Genomic DNA, 15,781 nt, shown 5'->3' on the forward strand with positions numbered 1-15,781 from the left:
GAATGAGAACTAAATTAATTGTTAAATCTTTAAATTTAAAGTTTTAGTTATTATGAACAAAAAGTTTATGAATGCACTCCTGTTCAGCGCAGCCTTGCTCTCAGCAGGGGTGGTTACGTCATGTAAAGACTACGATGACGACATTGATGAGCTTCGCGAGCTGATCAACCAAAACGCGACTCTCGGTGAGACTTTACAGACGCAACTGAACACATTGCAGTCAGCCGCACAAGCTGCTCAGACAACAGCAGACCAAGCTGTGGCCGATGCAAAGACTGCCGCTGATGCTGCTGCCAAAGCACAGGCTGCTGCAGATGCCGCACAGAGCCGTGGTGATGAAGCCGCTGCTGCTGCCGCTACTGCACAGGCTGAGGCTGAACAGGCTAAAGCTGATGCTGCTGCTGCATTGGCCGCTGCAGAGCAGGCTAAAGCTGATGCCATCGCTGCTGCTGCCGCTGACTTGGAAGCTTACAAAGCTGAAGTAGAAGGTCTGTTGGCTAACAAGGCTGACGTTTCTGCTGTGACTACTTTGAAAGGACAGCTCGATGCACTGGGTAGTGAATTGGAAGGTGAATTGGCTGAGCTTGTCGGACGCATCGAAGGTATCGAAACCGGATTGGCAGACGAAATCACTTCTGCACTGGATGTACGCATCACCAGCAACACCAACGAGATTAGAAACATCAAAGACCTCTTGGCTACCTTGACTGCCGGTGCTACTGATTTGGAAGTACAAAAAGCTACGTTGGAGCAATATGCTAACTTGCTATCTGAGAACGGTTTGCAAGCTGACATCACTGAACTCAATCAGGATATTTTAGCTGTTAACGAGCGCATCGACGGTACGGTTGCTGACATCAACACGTTGAAGACTGATGTTGCAACTAATAAAACCGACATCGCTACTGCCAAAGCTGACATTAACACGTTGAAGGGTGACGTTGCCGATATTCGTACGGATATCAACAGAATCGACAACAACCTGTCTCAACTCCACATCTTGGTTACTGCCCGTCTGAACAGCATCACGTTTGCTCCGGACTACATTGTTGACGGTGTAGAGGCTATCGTATTCAACTCTTTGGAATACGGTGATATGAAAAACGTTGCTGAAGACACGGATGTGAAGGATGCCAAACTTGACATCGACTTCTCTACAGCTTCTTTGGCTAAAGCACGTTATCACTTCAATCCTGCCAGCTTCGACTTCGAGAAGAATGCTACTTATCAATATATCGACCGTCAGGCAGAAGTTATCACTACTCGTGCTAATGTTGCCGCAACAAAATTGCTTGAAATTGAAGGTACTCCTGTTGCTAACGTAGAAAAGGGTACGGTAGACTTCAGCCTCCGTCGTCTGAATACGACCGAGAATAGCGACGATAACGGCGACAAGGTTAACCTCGTTGCATTGCAGGCTACGCTGCAAGGTAAGGCCATCGATGAAGGGGAGACCGGTGCTGTCGTAACTTCTCCGTATGTTCGCGTATATGATGATATTGTGACTCAAGGTGATCTCTTCATCTCTGACAACAAGAACAAGGATATGGAGACTCGTGGCGATGCCGCTCACTTCCCGACTACTGTATCAGGTGCTCAGGAGGATGCTGTTCGTTACGAAGTAATCTATGACAAGGAATTCAACTTGAAAGAGCTTATTGCTACTTGTCTGAACGAAAAAGAAGAGGATGCAACCAAGCACACTGCATTTGATACGGATGCTTACAAGTTGAGCTATCGTTTCGCTGTTGCTACTACTGAGTATAACATCCCGACAGATGCTACCATCACGAACCAACAGACTGTCATCGAATGTACCGATGAAGAAGCTGGTTTGTACAAGGTTTCTGACGAAATCAAGCGTGAAGCTATCGGTCGTACCCCGATTCTCCGCGTAGAATTGGTTGACGAGGCTGGTCGCGTTGTTCGTCGTGGTTTCGTTAAGGTAAAGGTTGTTGCTGAAAAGGCTGCTGACTACGTTGCCGGTATTGTTAAAGACCTGACTTACGATTGCGAAAATACTCAGACTACCTTCGAACTTGACGAAGAGTGGATGCGTGAAAACGTTTACCGTCAGATCGAGTCTTCTAGAGGCGATGTTTCCTTGAGCCACGAAGAGTTCTGGAACATGTATGAATTCGATCATGCAAATGTTACGAAGGACGGCGAACCTACCTCTGGTATGACTCCTGATGTAGTTGACGGTTCTGCAAGTGCAGGTGTTGCTACGAAGAAGGTTGTTTGGAACATCGTCCACCGTAACCTCGGTGAAATCAGCGAAGAAGGTTCTGTATTCATCGGTTCTGTAACCTTGAAGAACAAGCTTGCTGCTTCTGAATTCCCCGAATATATCACATTGAACATCACTGTAAATGTGACTCTGCCGGCATTGAATCCTGAATTCACCATCAATAAGGTTTACTGGAACGAGACCCAGACTGCATTCGTATCGAATGTAAACCGTCCTGCCAGCGAAACCGACTATGCTAGCAACTGTCAGTTCCAGACCAAACTTTCTGATGCATTTGCAACTGTGAAGTTTGACGAGAAACTGCCTAAGTGCCACGCTGAATACTTCCGCTTGGCTGGTATCTACAACGGTGAGGAGAAGATGACCACCGGTGGTGTTGAAATCGAAGGCAACACGGCTGCTGACCAAATCATTACGCTTGACAAGGACAACGAAGCCATCAAGGCAGCCCTCAACAGCGAAGAAGGTTTGAGCGCAGTTGTTGAATACGTAGTTCAATTCGAAAGCGGCGACGTTGTAGTTGCTAACACCTTCAACGTTGAGTTCGTAACTCCGGTTAGCTTGAACATGCCTGTTGGCAAGACTGTAATGGATGCCAAGACGGGTGGTGACGTGGTTGACTTCGGCGGTTACCAGATGTTGACCGACTGGAGAGGTTACACCATCACTGCTCCTGAAACTACTACGGAACTCGTTCAATGGGGCTTCTGGGCACACAACCGCAGCGCTCACAAGACTACTGTAATCCCGGGCTGGGAAGAAACTATCAGACCTGCTTACTGGGATATCCAGACTGAACCGGTTGAAATCCTCACGGGTGAAAAGGTTTATGGTGGTAACGTTAAGGTTTCTTACACTTGGGTATTGAAAAGCTATATAGGCATACCTCTTGATAAGAAAGTTGTTGTGAAGAACTATGAAGTAGAGGGCTATGATAGCGAAGCCGCTGTACAACAAGCCTTGAATGCATTGGTAACCGAAGGCATGTATTCTACACGACCTGATGGTGATTGGTTTGGTATACCATATGAACTCGCTGGACACTATTGTGATGCCTACAACTATACAAGCGAAATTGTAGCTACTACAACTACAATTCAGACAATCAAGTCTATCAAGTACTATCCGGCAATCACGAAGTCTCACGCTCCTAAGGTCATCGTAGAAAAGGCTCACACAGCTGTGAAACCGAACTACGAAGGCAAGGCTGGTGATATCGTAGGCTGCTGGCAGTGGATCGCCAAGGAAAATACTCAGGTAGTAACCTCTTACGGTGCATACTGGGACTTCTACGGTGTATTCGGCGACTTGAAGCTTGATACTGCAAACGCAACTACCGACCTCGACTACAATGGTGGCAAACTTCCGTCAACTGTAACATTGACTCAAGTAGGCAACACCGTTAAGTACGAGAACGTAGGTACTCCGGTTGGTTACAGCTATAAGATCAACATCCCGGCTTCTATCGAATACGGATGGGGTGTAGCTGAAACTACTTTGACTATCACAGTCAATCCCGCAGGTGCTGGTGAATAAGTTCTAAACTTATTCTGACTATTCATACGAAGGGCGATTCCCGCAAGGGGGTCGCCCTTTGTCCGTAGTGTCAAAATGTCAAAGTGTCAAACGAATCGCCCGAGAAGGGCCTTCCTTGCACCAAAATACGAGTTGGTGACCGGGAAGGGCCTTCTCGGGCGATTCGCTAAATACACATTGTCGCCGATAGCGGCTGTTTTGTTTCGTTGTGTCCACCCAGAAGCGTGCGTGGTGTGCAAACAGGCAAGGTATAGGAGTAAAAGATGTGCCATCTAATAGTTTGAAAATTGATGCGTCCGCAGACCTTCTGGAGAGCCAATGTCATTATTTTGGAATTGGTTTTCCATATTCTTTACATCGAATCGCGAAACAATATTGTTTGAGTCGTGAAACAATATTGTTTGACGAAGCAAACACAAGTGTTTGACGGGTGAAACAATATTGTTTGGAGCGTCAAAGAGAAGCGTTTCGTGTGAATAAAACAAAAATGAATGGGCGATAAGGAAGAAGATTGCAAATCGGATTTAACCTTTACGCGCTGGTTTGCCCGTTTTTTCAAAAGTACGCGTTAGCTGAAAACGTCCAATCGGGAAAATATGGAAGGAAAACGGCGGTTTTGCCTTCCGGAATGTCAAAGACAGCAGAACGGACAGCCCGCGCTGCCCGTTCCCGTCGGGTGACCATGCACTGACCAAAGTCGGAAGTGTGCAGGGTCTTTCGCTTTCTCTTACATCGGATGATGCGTGCATCCGATAATTCCCCTAATCTAACGTATATGAATTGTAAAAATATGATACTAATTCTCTGTTTGGCTCCTATGAATGATGGGATTAGGATGTATCAGAGGAAGGACCGGCGGGAAGGGACAACGGGCTGCAACGTCCTTGCAGAGGGACTTCCGTGTAGCAGGGGTCAGGCGGCTGTGCAGATGCGGGCAATAGCCGTACCCACTATTGAACTGAACTTTGCCAATGACAGGTTACGGTCCAGATAAACGCGTTTCTGGTTCAAGTAATGGAGCATTTTACGGCATACTTCACCCCCTTTGCCTTCCGGGATACTTTCGGGGAAGGAGGGAACCTCCACTCTGGAAGAGTCAACCGTCGTTTCTGCACTCATTTTTAGCCGTGACATAAGATAAAATTTTATGGCAGCAAATGTATAGCATCTGCTAACATCCGACAACATTTTTCCTAAGAAATAAAACCTATAACATCAAAGTTTTTAAGAAGTTGGAAAAATCATTAATCAGGATAAAAGATAGATATTACATAATTATTATATATACATAATATATTACTATTACTCCGTGTGGGCACACGGACGACATTTGTCAATGAACGGTGAAGGGAGGGAGCGGCAGACCGGGAATCATTGCCCGTGACAGGCAACAGGACACAACGGGGCTTCGCGAAAGAATTGCCGGTAGTCAATTGCCAATTGTCGATTGTCGTGTATCTTTGCGCTAAAAACAGATACTATACATGGCAAACGACGTGGTTCTTACGCCGATGATGAAACAGTACTTCGAGTTCAAGGCACAGCATCCCGATGCCGTCCTGCTGTTCCGTTGCGGCGACTTCTATGAAACCTATTCGGAGGATGCCATCATCGCCTCCGAGATACTGGGCATCACCCTTACCAAACGTGCCAACGGCGGGCAGTCGAAAGTGGTCGAGATGGCGGGATTTCCCCACCATGCGCTCGATACCTACCTGCCCAAGCTCATACGCGCCGGAAAGCGCGTGGCCATCTGCGACCAGCTCGAAGACCCCAAGCTCGCCAAGAAACTGGTGAAGCGTGGCATCACCGAACTGGTAACCCCGGGTGTGTCCATCAACGACAACGTACTCAACTACAAGGAGAACAACTTCCTCGCCGCCGTGCACTTCGGCAAGCAGGCGTGCGGAGTGTCCTTCCTCGACATCTCCACGGGGGAGTTCCTCACCGCCGAAGGGACAACCGACTACGTGGACAAGCTGCTGGGCAACTTCGCGCCCAAGGAGGTACTCTTCGAGCGCGGTCGCCGTCCGATGTTTGAAGGCAACTTCGGGTCGAAGTTCGTCACCTTCGAGCTGGACGACTGGGTATTCACCGAGCAGACCGCCCTGCAGAAGCTCCTCAAGCACTTCGAGACAAAGAACCTCAAGGGCTTCGGCGTGGAGCACCTGAAGATGGGCATCATCGCCTCAGGCGCCATCCTGCAATACCTCGAAATGACGCAGCATACGCAAATCGGCCACATCACCTCGCTGGCACGCATCGAGGAGGAACGCTACGTGCGGCTCGACAAGTTCACCGTGCGCAGCCTGGAGCTGGTGAGTTGCATGAACGAGGGAGGCACAAGCCTGCTCGACGTCATCGACCAGACCCTCTCGCCGATGGGGGCGCGCATGCTGAAGCGTTGGGTGGTCTTCCCGCTGACGAGCAAGAAGGCCATCGACGAACGGCTCGACGTGGTGGACTACTTCTTCCGCGAACCGGAGTTCAAACAGCTGGTCGAGGAACAGCTCCGTCTGGTGGGCGACCTGGAACGCATCATCTCGAAGGTGGCAGTCGGACGGGTGAACCCGCGCGAACTGGTGCAGCTGCGCACGGCACTGCAAGCCATCGAACCGGTGAAGCGTGCCTGTGAGAAGGCGAAGAACGACAGCCTGCGCCGCATCGGCGAACAGCTCAACGTCTGCGAGGTGATGCGCGACCGCATCGCCCGGGAAATCAATCCCGACCCGCCCGTCCTCCTTAACAAGGGAGGCGTCATCGCCGACGGGGTGAACCAGGAGTTGGACGACCTGCGCCACATCGCCTTCTCGGGCAAGGACTACCTGGTGCAAATCCAGCAGCGCGAAAGCGAGGAGACGGGCATCCCCAGCCTGAAAATCGGCTACAACAATGTCTTCGGTTACTACATCGAGGTGCGCAATGCTCACAAGGACAAGGTGCCCGCCGAGTGGATACGCAAGCAGACCCTTGCCAACGCCGAACGGTACATCACGCAGGAGCTGAAGGAATATGAAGAGAAGATACTGGGAGCGGAGGACAAGATACTCATCCTGGAGAACAAGCTCTACACCGACCTCGTGTCGGCACTGACGGAATACATCCCGACCATCCAGGTGAACGCTAACCAGATTGCCCGGCTCGACTGCCTGCTCTCGTTCGCCAACGTGGCGGCAGCGAATCACTACGTGCGTCCGGTCATCGACGAGAGCGACGTCATCGACATCCGACAGGGACGTCACCCGGTCATCGAACGGCAGATGCCCGTAGGGGAGAACTACGTGGCAAACGACGTGCTGCTCGACTCACAGAGCCAGCAGATTATCATCATCACCGGTCCGAACATGGCGGGTAAGTCCGCCCTGCTGCGACAGACGGCACTCATCACCATCCTGGCACAGATAGGCTGCTTCGTCCCGGCAGACAGTGCCCGCATCGGTCTGGTCGACAAGGTATTCACCCGCGTCGGTGCAAGCGACAACATCTCGGTGGGCGAGTCTACCTTCATGGTGGAGATGAACGAGGCATCGAACATCCTGAACAACCTGTCGCCACGGAGTCTGGTGCTCTTCGACGAGCTGGGACGAGGCACGTCGACCTACGACGGCATCTCCATCGCCTGGGCCATCGTGGAGTACATCCACGAACATCCGAAGGCAAAGGCACGGACTCTCTTCGCCACGCACTACCACGAGCTGAACGAGATGGAGAAGACCTTCCCGCGCATCAAGAACTACAACGTCTCGGTAAAGGAAGTGGGCAACAAGGTGATTTTCCTGCGCAAGCTGGAGCGTGGCGGCAGCGAGCACTCCTTCGGTATCCACGTGGCAAAGATGGCGGGCATGCCCAAGAGCATCGTCCACCGTGCCAACGAGATCCTCAAGCAGCTGGAGCGCGACAACCGTCAGCAGGGCATCGCCCACAGCACAGTGCCGAAGGTAGAGACCGCCCCGTCAGGCGTACAGCTGAGCTTCTTCCAGCTCGACGACCCGGTGTTGAGCCAGATACGTGACGAGCTGCTCCACCTCGACGTGAACAACCTCACGCCGCTCGAAGCACTCAACAAGCTCAACGACATCAAGAAGATACTGAAGGGGAGGTGATGGGATATCAAGTCAGAGGCACAAAGACACGGAATGATGACTTCGGTTCATATTCTCCGTATCTTTGTGCCTCTGTCTTATAAGTCTTTCAGCCACTTCTTACCACGTTTGGTGTGAATCCAAATGGCAAAGATTCCTGCAACAATCAGTGCAATCGTGTATACCATACTAAGCATTAACATAAGCTTCTCATTTTAGTATTCTATTACCTAACCAAGCAAACAAAAGAGTCACAACAGAACCCACAAGAACAGAGTACAGCAACAGGCTTATATTTACATTGTCTTTTGTGAACACAGTTGCAAAACTACCAATCACCAATCCGGCAAAAGCCAGTTTGGATAAGTCATACAGATACTTTGCCAGATTGTCTCGACGTGTTTTATCACGCTCCTTCGCTTCATTTCGCTCCGCTTGTTGTTGTTCCCATCTCCCCATAAACTTGAACTATTAGTGTTTTGGAACAAAAATACATAATCTAAAGCATTAAGCAAATTTATTCCTTTAGAAACTTTCATGTTCCTTTCACATTTTTCTAACCGACACGGTCTTCATCTTATTATCAACGGAGCTTCTTTCAGCCAGTCGACCACCAATGAAACGGCGTAGGAGAGGTTTGCACCGAAACCATGATTCTCGCCGGGAATGAGGTTGAGGGTACAAAAAGCCATCTCGCGTTGGAAACGTTCGCCGTAGGTGTAAGGCACCACACGGTCGTCCATACCGTGGATGACGAGGGCAGGACCGTCATAGCGTGCCGCCGTCTCATAGACAGGCAGACTGATGGCTGTCTGAATATAGGCACGTCCGAGTCTGACACCCGACGGCAGCTGCACATATTCCGGGGCATGCCACGGGTCGTACATGGCACCCATCGTATTGCCACGCAAGGCATCGTCGCGCAGGACGGCGGCAGGAGCCATCATCACCAGCCTCTGCACGACACGGCTTCCCAACCGTCCGGCAGTCATGGCTGCGACGACACCTCCCTGGGAATGCCCGAGGAGAGAGATGCCGTCGGTCTGCGGAAGCTTGCGCACACAGGCAATGACCGCCATCGCATCGTCGATTTCGTTGAGGACGGTCATCTCCTCAAACTTGCCTTCGCTCCGTCCGTGAGCATTGAAATCGAAGCGCATCACCCCGAAGCCTTCCTCCAGCAGACGGGCTGCCAGTGCCCGATGGAGCGGCTCCTCCATGTTGCCCGTGAATCCGTGGCAAATCACCACCACGTGACACTTTTCTCCCTGGGACAATGCAGGCAGCTGCAAGTGGGCAGCCAACCGCCCCATGGAACCTTTCACAAAGAAGGTAGAGTCGGTCTGTGCCGACGCTACGACGCCGCAGAGGACCATCACCAGAGCGGCAACCACGCTTTTGAGTCTCATCATAAATCGTTCGTTGTCTGTTTGCCTGCAAATGTAGCAAAGATGAGGCGGAGACGGAAACATTTCTTGACCTTCATCAATGCACACATTCCTGTCCGTAACTTATCTTTGCAGCCGTAACAAGTTAATAAAAGGAGAAATACGTATGAAACTGAACAAAGACTTCCTGCGCTGCAACGACCTCGGACTGCTCGTGCTGCGCCTGACAATGGGCGGGCTGATGCTCTTCCACGGTGTACATAAACTGACTCACGGGGTGGGCTTCATCGGCGACATGCTCGCCGGGATGGGGCTGCCTTCCTTCATTGCCTACGGTGCCCTCCTGGGCGAAGTCGTGGCATCGCTGATGCTCATCATCGGACTGTGGACACGCCTCGCTGCCGTCGTCTTTGCCGGCAACATGGTGGTTGCCATCCTCATGGTACACCTGCCGCAATTCTTTGCGGTCGACCCCATGACGGGAGGATGGACTGTCGAACTGCCCATGCTCTACCTGCTCGGAGCCGGTGCACTCTGCCTCACCGGAGGCGGACGTTATGCCCTCACACGGGGTAGCGTGCTCGACTGAACCATCCCCGTCAGACGGAAAAGAGGGAAGAACGGAACATACATGCCTCTGGGGCCATGTTCCGTTCTTCCCTCTTTGTGTTGTTCAGTCCTATGTATAAATGAGGGTCGACAGCGTCGACTCGTCAAACATCTCGTTGGCTATGTCAAGCAGCTCGGACGAAGTGAGTGCCTCGATGCGGGCATACAGCTCGGCACTGTCCTCGTAACGCCCGTAGTGGAGGAACGTCTTCCCCATGTCGAGTGCCAGATTCTCGAAGTTGTCGCTCGCCACGGCTATCTGTCCGATGATCTGCTTCTTGGCTGCTGACAGCCGGGCGTCCGTCAACCGGACGTTGCGCAGGCGTGCCAGTTCCTTATAGACCAGCTCCAGACAGGTACCCACGTCGGCAGGGTCACAACCGAAGTAGATGCTCATCACCCCCGTGTCGGTGTACGACGTCAGGTTGCTCTCCACGTTGTAGACCAGTCCGCGACGCTCGCGCAACGCCACGTTCAGTCTGCTGTTCATGCCCGGTCCTCCCAGGATGTTGTTGAGCAGGTACAGTCCCGTGCGTCGGTTGCTGTGTGCGTCGTAGCTCCGTCTGCCCAACATGACGTGTGCCTGGTGGGTGTCGCGCCGCAGCGTCTGTGAAGCAGGTTCGTAGGGAGGTAGCGGAAGGGTACGTCGGTTGGGCGTGCCCGGCTCCCGGTCTCCCGTCAGCTTCTCCAGCGTACGCACCACCCGACGGAAGTCCACATTGCCACGCAGGAAGAACACCATGTTGGAAGGCGTGTAGAAGCGGCGTGTCCATCCCAGCGCGTCGGCTGAACCGAAACCACGTAAGCGGACCGGGTCACCCAGGATGTTGCGCCCCAGCGGATGTCCGTGGAAGAGCAGCTCCTCGAAGTCGTCGAATATCAGCTCCGACGGACTGTCCTCGTAGCTCTGTATCTCGTCGAGAATGACCTCTACCTCGCGTCCGATTTCATGAGACGGGAAGACACTGTGGAAGGTGATGTCGGCAAGCAGCTCTGCCGCCCGGGCAAAATCGTCGGCGAGGAAAGCCGTATAGATGGTTGTCTCCTCCTTGTTCGTGAAGGCGTTGAGGTCTCCCCCGACGCGCTCCATCCGGTTCAGGATGTGCCAGGCACGACGCTTCTCCGTCCCTTTGAAGATGAGGTGCTCCACGAAGTGCGCCATGCCCTGTTCGTTGTCCGCCTCGTCGCGCGTCCCGGCATCAATGGTAAAGCCTCCGTATGCCACGGGGGTAGCCGATGGTGCCTGAATGATGCGCAGTCCGTTGGGCAAAGTATGTTGATTCAGTTCCATGCTCTTTTCGTTCGGATCAGGTTTCAGCCTGCAAAGGTAACGCTTCCGCCGACAACGGGCAACGGAGGTCCGGCAAATCTTGACCGCCGGACAAGTGTTCCCACCACAAGGAGCGGTCCTGACTGCATACTTTTTCTTTAGATTCGATAACTTTTGTTTGCACTTTCCGAAAGATATGCCTACCTTTGCAGGCGAATAGTGAAGAAACATTTATGAAACAGCTCTCTCACATCCTGCTCACTGTCATCTTAGTGTGCATGGGGTGCTCGGACAAGACCGCGCACTACCTGATGCCGTCGGCACCTGACTATGGCGAAGAGAACGCCTGGTACAAGGAGCTGAATGTTCCGCAGGGGGACAACAACTCCACAGCCGACGTGTTCTACATCGCTCCCACGTGCGTGTGGGACTGGCACGACAGCCAGGGAAACACGATGCACTTTGAAGACGTCTACAACGCCGACCAGCGCGAGGCACTGCGTCCGTCACTGGAACTGGCAGCTGACATATTTGCCCCGACGAACAACTTCTATGCTCCCTACTACCGCCAGATTACATTGGAATCGTGGATGGAAGGGGAGGACACTGTCGAGAAACGGTTCCCCTATGCCATGAGCGACGTCAAACGTGCCTTTAACCACTACCTCGAACACGACAACGGAGGGCGTCCGTTCATCCTGGCAGGCTTCAGCCAAGGTGCCAAGGCGGTGGTCGAACTGCTCAAGGACATGCCAGCCGACGTACACAGCCGCATGGTAGCAGCCTACGTCATCGGCTACAACGTGAGCGAACGTACGGCGAGCTACTTCAAGACCATCCAGGCGGCACGCGATTCCATCGACACGGGCGTCACCGTCTGCTACAATTCCGTGGCAAGCCCTGAAGCGGTCTGTCCCGTCCTGGGAGAAGGCTCCCTGTGCATCAATCCCGTGAACTGGAAGACGGACGGCAGCCCTGCCTATCTCAACGACACCGTCACCGTCCGCGTGGACACGAAACAGCACGTACTGCTCGTCGAGGGCTTTAATCCACAACAATACTACCTGCCGTCACTCGGCTCCATGTTCCCCGTAGGCAACTACCATCTCCAGGAACTCACGTTCTACGCCGACTGCCTCCGCCGCAACGTGGAACAGCGCGTGCGTAGCTACTACCGCCGGTAGGTAAACCGGAACCTGATGTAACGCTTTACAAATTGTTTCCCCACACCCACGCATGACAATGAGTCCCCATACGAAATGTGTTCGGGGGATGTATGTATGAACGGTTGTGGGGAATCAATCTTTCACCAGGAAAGTACTCACCTCGTAGAGGAGGCAGATAGGGAGGGCGACGATGCAGAGGGTGAAGATGTCGGATGTGGGAGTGATGATGGCAGACACCACGAGGATGACTACCACGGCATGCTTGCGGTAACGGCGCATGAACGTCCGACGGAGGATGCCCAACTTGCCGAGCACCCAGCACACGATGGGCAGCTCGAAAAGGATGCCCAGGAGGAAACACATGACAAGCAGCGTGTCCATGTAGGATTGCAGGGTGATGAGGTTCTCCACGTCGGGACTGACCTGATAGGTGCCGAGGAAACGGAACGTCAGGGGAAAGATGAGGAAGTAGCACAGCGCCACGCCGAGCAGGAACATGACGTAGCCGGACACCACGGCACGCACCCCGTAGCGACGTTCCTTCGGGTAAAGCCCGGGGGAGACGAAGCGGAACAGCTCGTAGAGGCAATAGGGAGAAGCGGCCATGAGACCGACGTAGAGCGAGGTCTTGACGTGAATCTTGAATTGCTCCGCCAGCCCCGTGTTGATGAGCTCGACGTGGAACGACGACGGTGAGCCATCCGCCAGCCAGCCGCTTACGCCAGCCAGCAGACGGTAGAGGATGAAGTCGTCGTGCTTCGGTGCCAGAATGGCGGCAAACACGGCATCCTTGAAGGCGAAGGCGACGACGGCACATGCCACCGTCACCACCGCCATGCGCAGGAGGGAGCCGCGCAGCACGTCGAGATGGTCCCAGAAGGTCATCGCGGAGTTATTGTCCGTCATGTTTCGGCTCTTCCGGGGTGGGTTTGTCGGTTTTCTTCTCGGACGGAGCATCGGGGTCCAGTCCGTTCATGCCGTCCTTGAAGCTGCGGACGCCTTTGCCCAGCCCTTTCATGAGTTCGGGGATTTTCTTGCCACCGAAGAGCAGCAGCACGATGAGGATGATGAATATGAGTTCGGGAGTTCCTATTCCAAACATGGTTTTTCGATTTTAAAGAATGAATAATGTATCGGCTTCAGATTCTCAACGGATGTATTTCACACACAGGTAGCCGCCCACGACTTGCAGCGCCATGCCGGGAAGCCCGATGCGGAAGTCTTGCAAGGCAAGGAAAAGGTCGCCCTTCAACGCCCATTCGCCCAGGGTGCCCAGCACCTGGTAGCCCAGCACCACACCCAGAAGGAGAGGGAAGCTGACACGGGCAAAGCGGTGCGCAGTTCCTCCGGCGAGGAGGGCCAGCAGGCAGGACTTCAGCAGGATGGCGGGCAGGGCAGCCACAGGAGGCATGCCGAAGAGCCACGAATTGACGAGCGGGGAGAGAACCGCCGTGAGCAGTCCGACGCGCCAGCCGAACTTGTATGCACCAACCAGGGTGAAGAAGTAGATGGGAAGCCACGTCACGCCACCTTGGGGGACGAGGTGGAAGAGTTGGGGCAGAGCGATGTTGCCTGCCACGAAGAGCAGGACGGCTACATAGGTCTTGATGCTGTCACAGGGCAGCGAGTAGAGTCGTACGTTTGTTGTTTCCATAAGTTTCTTTCGGTTTAAAGAGTCGTTTGTTTCCGGTGAATGAACGCGCGAATGGCGTCGACCATCTCGTCGATGTTGTCCAGCGGACGGCAAAGTCGTTCGACAGGGCACCAGTCCGTCCCGTCACGGTTCACGATGTGGTCGGTGAGGGTGTCATACGTCACGTCGATGCCTGCCCGGCTGAGCAGGTCGAGGGCGGGACGGGAAATCAGGTCGGTGTGCAGTGCCGCCACGCCTCCCTTGACGAGGAGTGCCGCGGCGCCCTTGCCCACCACCTTGTCTGCCACAAGTGCGCCGTGCAGGAAGGCGGGGTCGTTGTCGGTCAGGTCCATCAGGTCCGCCACTCCCCGACGTGTGAAGAGGTGGACGTCGTCGCCTTGTGCCACGACGAGGGTGCAGCCGCCTTCATGGAGGCGTCTCACGAGGGTGTCAAGGGGCGTCATAGGGTGTTCTGTTTGAGGCCTTCCACATAGTCGTCGATGCGGTGCAGCTCGGCGGGGATGTCGATTGCCTGCGGACAGTGTTCGACACACTGACGGCAGCCGATGCAGTGGCTCGCCTGACGCAGACGGGGCACGCTGCGGTCATAGCCTACAAGGAAGGCTCGGCGGGCACGGCGGTAATCGGGGTCTCCGGACGTCGTGGGCAGGTTACCCTCGTTGACGCACTTGTTGTAGTGTACCAGTACGCCGGGGATGTCTATTCCGTAGGGACAGGGCATGCAGTACTTGCAGTCGTTGCACGGGATGGTCGGGTACTGCTTCATCAGGTCGGCCGTCTGCTGGAGGAACTCGTGCTCCTCTGCGGTCACGGGCTTCAGCGGAGAGTAGGTCTTCAGGTTGTCCTGCAGGTGCTCCAGGTAGGTCATGCCGCTCAGGACAGTCAGTACGCCTGCCGGTGTCCCGGCAAAACGGAACGCCCAGGAAGCGACGCTCAGCTCAGGAAGGCGCTGCTTGAGGCGAGCCACGATGTGTTCGGGCACCTTGGAGAGGCGTCCGCCGAGAAGCGGTTCCATGATGACGGCGGGGATGTGCCGTTTCTCCAGCTCGGCATAGAGGTAGTCGGCGTTGACATTGTTGCCCGAGGCATAGCGCCAGTCGAGGTAGTTGAGCTGTATCTGCACGAAGTCCCAGTGTACCCGGTCGTGCATGGCGAGCACCTCGTCGAACACGTCCTTCGTGCCGTGAAAGGAGAAGCCCAGGTTGCGGATGCGTCCTGCCTTGCGCTCCTCCATGAGGTAGTCTATCATCCCGTTCTCAATGTAGCGCTTGCGGAAGGTCTCGATGCCTCCGTTCCCGATGGAATGGAGGAGGTAGTAGTCGATGTAGTCGACCTGAAGCTCCTCGAACGACCGTCGGTACATGGCGATGGAGTTCTCACGGGTGTAGTTGGAGAAGTTCGACAGCTTGGTGGCAACGAAGAACTTGTCCCGCGGATGCCGCTTGAGAGCGAGTCCGGTGGAACGTTCGGACCATCCCTGTACGTAGACGGGGGAGGTGTCATAGTAGTTCACGCCGTGTGCCATGGCGTAGTCAATCAGTTCGTTCACGGCGTCCTGGTCGATGACGTTGCCCCCCTTCTCCGGGGCAGGCAGGGTGGGCCAGCGCATGCAGCCGTAGCCGAGGAGGGACACGCGCTCGCCTGTCTTGGGGTTGGTGCGGTAGTCCATCTTGCCCACGGGCACGGTGCCGGCACCTGTTTCGTTGTTTCCCGCGCCTTTCGGTCCGCATCCTGCCAGGGTCGCCGTAGTGGCGGTGGCGGTGCTGATGCCGACAATCTTCAGGAAGTCGCGGCGGGACATATCTTTTTCGTTCATGTTCTTAAT

General features: G+C 54.0%; 13 protein-coding genes. 4 read left to right on the forward strand and 9 right to left on the reverse strand.

Translation table 11 applies throughout. From position 1 onward, the window contains the following. Nucleotides 1-52 precede the first annotated feature (52 nt). A complete protein-coding gene (locus tag C8275_RS02150) occupies nt 53-3,787 on the forward strand; it encodes a cell surface protein (RefSeq protein WP_106483904.1) in 3,735 nt (1,244 codons plus the stop codon). Between the two features lie 912 nt (nt 3,788-4,699). Here C8275_RS02150 and C8275_RS14775 read toward each other — a convergent pair. Next, nucleotides 4,700-4,921, reverse strand: a complete 222-nt coding sequence (locus tag C8275_RS14775; protein WP_022384974.1) for a hypothetical protein — start codon at nt 4,919-4,921, stop codon at nt 4,700-4,702. Nucleotides 4,922-5,271: 350 nt separating this feature from the next. On the opposite strand from C8275_RS14775, the gene mutS reads away from it, so the two are divergent. Further along, complete coding sequence (mutS, locus tag C8275_RS02160; RefSeq protein ID WP_106483906.1) at nt 5,272-7,890, forward strand: DNA mismatch repair protein MutS; 2,619 nt, start codon at nt 5,272-5,274, stop codon at nt 7,888-7,890. A 189-nt stretch (nt 7,891-8,079) separates the two neighbouring features. Here mutS and C8275_RS02165 read toward each other — a convergent pair whose 3' ends face one another. Further along, nucleotides 8,080-8,328, reverse strand: a complete 249-nt coding sequence (locus C8275_RS02165; RefSeq protein WP_106483907.1) for a hypothetical protein — start codon at nt 8,326-8,328, stop codon at nt 8,080-8,082. 113 nt (nt 8,329-8,441) lie between these two features. After that, nucleotides 8,442-9,281 (reverse strand): alpha/beta hydrolase, encoded by an 840-nt coding sequence (locus C8275_RS02170; RefSeq protein ID WP_106483908.1) that lies wholly within the window; start codon nt 9,279-9,281, stop codon nt 8,442-8,444. Between the two features lie 142 nt (nt 9,282-9,423). On the opposite strand from C8275_RS02170, the gene C8275_RS02175 reads away from it, so the two are divergent. Beyond that, nucleotides 9,424-9,846, forward strand: a complete 423-nt coding sequence (locus tag C8275_RS02175; protein ID WP_022384981.1) for a DoxX family protein — start codon at nt 9,424-9,426, stop codon at nt 9,844-9,846. 90 nt (nt 9,847-9,936) lie between these two features. On the opposite strand, the gene C8275_RS02180 is transcribed toward C8275_RS02175, so the two are convergent. Continuing rightward, nucleotides 9,937-11,157 carry a pitrilysin family protein gene (locus tag C8275_RS02180; protein WP_106483909.1) on the reverse strand — a complete coding sequence of 407 codons (1,221 nt, stop codon included), beginning with the start codon at nt 11,155-11,157 and terminating at the stop codon, nt 9,937-9,939. Nucleotides 11,158-11,369: 212 nt separating this feature from the next. On the opposite strand from C8275_RS02180, the gene C8275_RS02185 reads away from it, so the two are divergent. Further along, nucleotides 11,370-12,320 carry a DUF3089 domain-containing protein gene (locus tag C8275_RS02185; RefSeq protein WP_106483910.1) on the forward strand — a complete coding sequence of 317 codons (951 nt, stop codon included), beginning with the start codon at nt 11,370-11,372 and terminating at the stop codon, nt 12,318-12,320. A gap of 114 nt (nt 12,321-12,434) precedes the next feature. Here C8275_RS02185 and tatC read toward each other — a convergent pair whose 3' ends face one another. From tatC to C8275_RS02210, 5 genes are read right to left on the reverse strand one after another with little or no spacing between them, the layout of a single operon-like run. Then, the gene (gene tatC, locus C8275_RS02190; protein ID WP_106483911.1) at nt 12,435-13,208 is read right to left on the reverse strand and encodes a twin-arginine translocase subunit TatC; all 774 of its coding nucleotides are present in this window, start codon (nt 13,206-13,208) and stop codon (nt 12,435-12,437) included. Continuing rightward, nucleotides 13,195-13,404 (reverse strand): twin-arginine translocase TatA/TatE family subunit, encoded by a 210-nt coding sequence (locus C8275_RS02195; protein WP_022384985.1) that lies wholly within the window; start codon nt 13,402-13,404, stop codon nt 13,195-13,197. Before C8275_RS02195 ends, tatC begins: the two co-directional genes overlap by 14 nt. Before the next feature lie 45 nt (nt 13,405-13,449). Then, the gene (locus C8275_RS02200; protein WP_022384986.1) at nt 13,450-13,956 is read right to left on the reverse strand and encodes a hypothetical protein; all 507 of its coding nucleotides are present in this window, start codon (nt 13,954-13,956) and stop codon (nt 13,450-13,452) included. A gap of 14 nt (nt 13,957-13,970) precedes the next feature. Next, a complete protein-coding gene (locus C8275_RS02205) occupies nt 13,971-14,399 on the reverse strand; it encodes a DUF1893 domain-containing protein (protein WP_106483912.1) in 429 nt (142 codons plus the stop codon). Next, entirely contained in the window at nt 14,396-15,772 is a 1,377-nt protein-coding gene (locus C8275_RS02210; RefSeq protein ID WP_106483913.1) for an aldo/keto reductase, read from the reverse strand. The genes C8275_RS02205 and C8275_RS02210 overlap by 4 nt, the downstream gene beginning before the upstream one ends. Between the last annotated feature and the right edge of the window lie 9 nt (nt 15,773-15,781).

The sequence above is a fragment of the Bacteroides sp. Marseille-P3684 genome (assembly GCF_900291465.1).
Classification (GTDB): Bacteria; Bacteroidota; Bacteroidia; order Bacteroidales; family Bacteroidaceae; genus Phocaeicola_A.

Bases quoted from the DNA above. Each gene is read 5' to 3' on its own strand.
- C8275_RS14775 (WP_022384974.1), bottom strand. From the start codon at position 4,921: ATGTCACGGCTAAAAATGAGTGCAGAAACGACGGTTGACTCTTCCAGA.
- C8275_RS02210 (WP_106483913.1), bottom strand. From the start codon at position 15,772: ATGAACGAAAAAGATATGTCCCGCCGCGACTTCCTGAAGATTGTCGGC.
- C8275_RS02185 (WP_106483910.1), top strand. From the start codon at position 11,370: ATGAAACAGCTCTCTCACATCCTGCTCACTGTCATCTTAGTGTGCATG.
- C8275_RS02165 (WP_106483907.1), bottom strand. From the start codon at position 8,328: ATGGGGAGATGGGAACAACAACAAGCGGAGCGAAATGAAGCGAAGGAG.
- C8275_RS02180 (WP_106483909.1), bottom strand. From the start codon at position 11,157: ATGGAACTGAATCAACATACTTTGCCCAACGGACTGCGCATCATTCAG.
- C8275_RS02205 (WP_106483912.1), bottom strand. From the start codon at position 14,399: ATGACGCCCCTTGACACCCTCGTGAGACGCCTCCATGAAGGCGGCTGC.
- C8275_RS02195 (WP_022384985.1), bottom strand. From the start codon at position 13,404: ATGTTTGGAATAGGAACTCCCGAACTCATATTCATCATCCTCATCGTG.
- C8275_RS02150 (WP_106483904.1), top strand. From the start codon at position 53: ATGAACAAAAAGTTTATGAATGCACTCCTGTTCAGCGCAGCCTTGCTC.
- C8275_RS02200 (WP_022384986.1), bottom strand. From the start codon at position 13,956: ATGGAAACAACAAACGTACGACTCTACTCGCTGCCCTGTGACAGCATC.
- tatC (WP_106483911.1), bottom strand. From the start codon at position 13,208: ATGACGGACAATAACTCCGCGATGACCTTCTGGGACCATCTCGACGTG.
- C8275_RS02170 (WP_106483908.1), bottom strand. From the start codon at position 9,281: ATGATGAGACTCAAAAGCGTGGTTGCCGCTCTGGTGATGGTCCTCTGC.
- C8275_RS02175 (WP_022384981.1), top strand. From the start codon at position 9,424: ATGAAACTGAACAAAGACTTCCTGCGCTGCAACGACCTCGGACTGCTC.
- mutS (WP_106483906.1), top strand. From the start codon at position 5,272: ATGGCAAACGACGTGGTTCTTACGCCGATGATGAAACAGTACTTCGAG.